The sequence below is a fragment of the Thermosulfuriphilus sp. genome (assembly GCF_054026695.1).
On the sequence record NZ_JBPMLP010000002.1, the window covers coordinates 1 to 2,740 of the forward strand.

1 protein-coding gene and 1 tRNA gene are annotated in these 2,740 nt (G+C 48.4%); one reads left to right on the forward strand and one right to left on the reverse strand.

All coding sequences use genetic code 11. The features are described from left to right. Window positions 1-208: 208 nt before the first annotated feature. Window positions 209-285: transfer RNA gene (locus ACXJJX_RS00425), tRNA-Arg, on the forward strand. An 80-nt stretch (window positions 286-365) separates the two neighbouring features. Here the strand turns inward: ACXJJX_RS00425 and katG are convergent. After that, window positions 366-2,537, reverse strand: coding sequence for a catalase/peroxidase HPI (gene katG, locus ACXJJX_RS00430; RefSeq protein WP_456430797.1), 2,172 nt, complete (start codon window positions 2,535-2,537; stop codon window positions 366-368). Window positions 2,538-2,740 lie beyond the last annotated feature (203 nt).

Below are 2,740 nucleotides of genomic sequence, written 5' to 3' on the forward strand. Positions count from 1 at the left end.
TAGGAATATTCCCCCCATTTCCTCACCTTACCCGAGACAGAACCAGATTTGCATGAATTTCCGGAAATGTTAGCCCGAATTGATTATTTTGGAAAGCTTTTTTGAGGATCTATCTCTTATATTAACCTAATCAAAAGCAGTATTGAGAACTTTTTAAGTACCCTTGCCATAGAAGACCTCTTCGGGTAATCTGCTGGCCAGCCAAGTTGCCCCCGTAGCTCAGGCGGATAGAGCACGGGATTCCTAATCCCGGCGTCGCAGGTTCGAATCCTGCCGGGGGCACCAAGTTCTTTAATGAAAAGAACAAGCCCCTACCTCTTTTCAATCTTGGAGAGAGATAGGGGCTTTGTTGGTTTAAGAAATTATTAGGCGAACTTTAGGTCAAAACGGTCAAGATTCATGACCTGATCCCAGGCCTTAATAAAGTCTTGGACGAATTTCTCCTGCCCGTCTTTTGAGGCATAGACTTCGGCTAAGGCCCTTAACTCCCCATGGTGGCCGAAGATAAGATCCACTCTAGTGGCCATCCATCTCAGTTGGCCAGTCTTTATATCGTAACCCTTGAACAGATAAAGATGGTTGTCGGTTGGCTCCCAGACAATGTTCTGATCCAGAAGATTAACGAAGAAATCATTGGAAAGAGTGCCCACCCTTTCGGTAAATACGCCATGGGAGCTGTAGTTATATGTAGCTCCCAACACCCTCAAGCCGCCAACTAAGGCCGTCATCTCTGGTACGGTAAGCGTCAGGAGCTGGGCCTTGTCAACCAACCAATACTCCGCCGGCCAATAGGGCCCCGAGGCCTTAGTTGGATCCCGAAAATAGTTCCTGAAGCCATCCGCAAAAGGTTCAATGGCCGAATAAAAGGCTACATCTATGTATTCCTGAGGGGCATCCACCCGGCCGGGGATAAAGGGGACCTTGATGGTCAAACCGGCCTTCTCAGCCGCCTGCTCTACAGCCGCACAACCACCAAGGACTATTAAATCGGCCAAGGAGACCCTTTTTCCGTCTCGGCGACCCTCATTAAATTCCCTCTTAAGGACCTCATAGACCTGAATGACCTTCTGGAGATCTTCCGGATGATTAACCTGCCAATCCTTCTGGGGAGCAAGCCGGATGCGGGCTCCATTGGCCCCACCTTTTCTATCGGAGTCTCTGTATGAAGCAGCCGAAGACCAAGCAGTATATACTAACTGACTAATGCTCAGATCAGAGGCCAGGATTTTCTCCTTTAGTGTCTCAACATCCTCCGGACCTATGACCTCAAAGTCTCTAGGCGGAAGGGGATCTTGCCAGACAAAGACCTCCTTCGGCACCTCTGACCCCAGGTAACATTCAGGGGGCCCCATGTCTCGATGGATGAGCTTGAACCAGGCCTTAGCAAAGGCCTCTTCAAACTCCTTAGGATTTTCAAGAAATCTTCTGGCAATATCCGCATAGACAGGATCAAATCTAAGGGCTAGATCAGCAGTTAACATCATCGGTGGATGTTTCTTATCGGGATCATAGGCATCAGGGACAATGGCTGGAGCCTCCTTGGCCACCCATTGGTGTTTACCGGCAGGGCTCTTCATGAGTTCCCACTCATACTTAAACAAAAAGTGCAGGTAGCTAAGTCCAAATTTGGTCGGGGTAGAAGACCAAGCAAGCTCAAAGCCAGAGGTAAAGGTGTCGGGTCCTTTACCCGTACGGTAAGAGTTTTTCCAACCGAGTCCTTGCTGGTGAGGGGGAGATGAATCTGGATCTGGCCCCACATAGGTATCTGGGCAGGGGCCATGACACTTACCGAAGGCATGTCCCCCGGCGATAAGGGCTACAGTTTCCTCATCGGTCATGCCCATGCGAGTAAAAGCTGTCCTTATCTGTCTTGCCGAGGCCAGAGGATCTGGATTGCCTTCTGGGCCTTCGGGGTTTACATAAATCAATCCCATTTCAGTAGCAGCAAACGGCCTTTCAAGACTGCCTTCTTTAAAACGTTCCTGACCCGAGAGCATTTCAAGCTCAGGTCCCCAGTCCGGACTTTCATCTGGTTCCCAGACATCTTCCCTCCCCCCGGCAAAACCAAGGGTCTTCACTCCCATAGATTCCAGGGCCACATTGCCTGCCAGGACGATAAGATCAGCCCAGGAAAGCTTTCGTCCGTATTTTTGTTTTATGGGCCAAAGCAAACGGATGGCCTTATCAAGATTCATGTTGTCTGGCCAGTTATAGCGAGGAGCGAAGCGAATATCGCCATTCCTGGCCCCGCCACGGCCATCAAAGATTCGATAGCTACCAGCACTATGCCAGGCCAGACGGACAAAAAGAGGACCGTAATGGCTAAAATCAGCCGGCCACCAGTCTTGAGAGTCGGTCATAAGTTGTTCAAGATCTTCCTTGACCTGGGTAAGGTCTAAGGAGCTAAATTCTTTAGCATAGTTATAATCTGGCCCATAGGGATTAGAATGAGGGCCGTTTTGCCTAAGGACTTTGAGGTTTAGCCTTTGAGGCCACCAATCTGTAATCCATCTCTTTCTTTTTGGGGAATCAACCATAAATCCTCCTTTCTGACGGTCTCTTTGAGTGCCGCTTAAAATTTTATAATAGATTCAATATTATAAAAACTATTCCAAAATAGTCAGCCAAAAATTTTTAACCAGATTAAGGGGGCTTTCGGACGGAAGGCCCTTTAGGTTGGTCTGAAATAGTAAGGTGAGTTAATTATTCATAGCCTAAGATCATGGCTTTAAGGTGAGAA

Coding starts and splice junctions, on each gene's coding strand:
- katG (WP_456430797.1), bottom strand. CDS start 2,537: ATGGTTGATTCCCCAAAAAGAAAGAGATGGATTACAGATTGGTGGCCT.